Genomic DNA, 2,195 nt, shown 5'->3' on the forward strand with positions numbered 1-2,195 from the left:
TGTTTATATTAATCGTTGATGCTTCTCTGTCTAATACATCTTCTATGAAAACAAGCTTCCCACTATTATTATTAACCTCTGTAAATGAAATTGTTGATTTTAAATTATTAGATGTTAAATTAGAAATTTGAGAATTGAATTCATTGTTAAATACCGATTGCAACATTTCAAATTTCAAATTATCTTCTTTTAGAATATCTGTGTCTAATATCTTTTTAATTTCTTTGATACTCATTCTAATAAGAATATCATCTAAATCTACTTCCATTTCTCCTTCTAAATTTCCCGTTGTTAGACTTTGTGTTATGACGGTTTCTTCTAAAGAATTAATGATTTTTTTTAGTTTATTAGAAAAATTAATACTTTGATTTTCAAACTCTTTTTGAGAAGTAGGATGCTCTTCGAGCATAGAAATGATATACGACATATTATCAAGCAATGCAGTTGCTTCTTCCGCAATTGCTAAACTTTCTTCATCTAATGAAATTTTTTTAAGTCTGTTTAACTCATTATCTATGATATTTAACTTTTGCTTGAATAATTTTATATACGAACTTTCAGCTAAGCTCGTGCCGATAGCATATAAGACTCTCCCCACCGTACTTTTCCCCGAACTATTAGATCCAGCTATTACGGTTACACCTTCTATTTTTATATCTGCGTTAGCTATTATTCCTATATTTTCTATGTTGAGAATAATTTTAAACACACCCTCTCATAAATTAATGTTTTCTCAAGTTGTATTTCTTTAATTTTATATGAGTTATTTTAAAAAAAATACAGTGTTTTTTCGTGTTTATTCGACATTTACACTACAAACACTATAAAAAATAGGTGTTCCAGTGAATTTGTTTTTATAATGGCTTCTAAATGTTGGATCTGCCCCATTTTTGAATTTTCCCCTTAGAAACTCCATTGCTTCATCTCCAACTAGCTCTAATGGCTTCTCTAAACCCTTAGAACAGTGGTAAATCTTTTCCCCTAATAAACGTTCATCTGCGCTAGCTTTATTCATGTACTTCACCATATATCCTGTGATTTTAGAAATATCATAAATATCTTTTACCTCTGCTTTCCCTAAGCCCCATTTCTCCTCTAAAACTCCTTGCGTTATATCTAGATTAACAATCATATGATAATGAATCGCTCCTCTTTCTTGAAACTCTATTACATCAATAAATTTAAGCTCTTCATTTTTACATAATCTACGCAATTTTTTCTTGAAGTTTTTTAATGCTTTATTGGCTTCTTTTACATCAGTTATATTCTTTTCAAATGTTAAAGTAATGAATTTATCGCCGTTAGAAAAATTGGCTTTGATAAGTCTTTTAACAGTATTTCTAGCTCTGATATTACTCTTAGCTCTTGATTTTAGTCGTTCTTCAGGTGTCTTGTTGTCATTTTTAGAGTAGCTACGTCTGTATTTACCTGTATCACTACTTGATAAATCTCTTAATTGGATAGGTGTTATATGAAAGTATACTTCTACACTGTCACCACTTACATATACCTTTGTTGAATAAGATTTAGAATTTTTCAAAGTTCTTGCTAAATTTGTAGCCTTTTCTTCTACTTCTGCAAGTTCCTGTTTTATATCCCATAAAGCATCCTGCTCATCTAGAGGTATATTTTCATAAATTTCTTCTGATTGTGAATTCATAATTATTTACTTCACTCCTTTGTTAAATTAATAAATTATTCAAATTTTAATTACTATGGTTCTTTTATGTAAGGTAAATAATAACAAGGTAATTACATAAAAGAACCGCTCTTTTTTTCACCCAAAACTCCTGAATATTTTTATGTATTTATTTAACTTATTATGCAAAAATATACTTATACATATTTTATAGAAAGGGTGAATATGCGTGCATACCAACCTACATTTACAACCAGTTGCAACTCAATATGATCGCTATCAAGAAGCCTTGAAGCAAATTGAAGAAAAGATTAAAAATCGAGCAAAAGACTTTGAAATACTTCTGTATGAATCTGAAGTTATTATAGAGTTCTACAGTAAAAAGAAATTACCATTCCCATTACCTGATAGTGATATCCAACTTTTCAATGGTCCAATACTAGCGATTAAAAAGGATATTCTTTATTATTGGGATATCAAAACACAACAGGTTCATAAAACCGATCAGATTACTGATTTAGAAAAAACCGAAGCTACACCGACCTCTTTTGAAGAT

3 protein-coding genes are annotated in these 2,195 nt (G+C 29.3%); 1 reads left to right on the forward strand and 2 read right to left on the reverse strand.

Annotation, left to right across the window (positions count from 1 at the left end):
• Positions 1-709 (reverse strand): hypothetical protein (locus QI30_RS18820; RefSeq protein WP_199754730.1); only part of this gene is annotated, 709 nt, incomplete at its 3' end.
• 87 nt (positions 710-796) lie between these two features.
• Complete coding sequence (locus QI30_RS18825) at positions 797-1,660, reverse strand: rolling circle replication-associated protein (protein WP_126992076.1); 864 nt, start codon at positions 1,658-1,660, stop codon at positions 797-799.
• A gap of 208 nt (positions 1,661-1,868) precedes the next feature.
• Here QI30_RS18825 and QI30_RS18830 point away from each other — a divergent pair.
• On the forward strand, positions 1,869-2,195 hold a 327-nt coding region (locus tag QI30_RS18830), incomplete at its 3' end, for a hypothetical protein (RefSeq protein ID WP_148113887.1).

The organism is Candidatus Kurthia intestinigallinarum, assembly GCF_003991225.1.
GTDB lineage: Bacteria > Bacillota > Bacilli > Bacillales_A > Planococcaceae > Kurthia > Kurthia populi.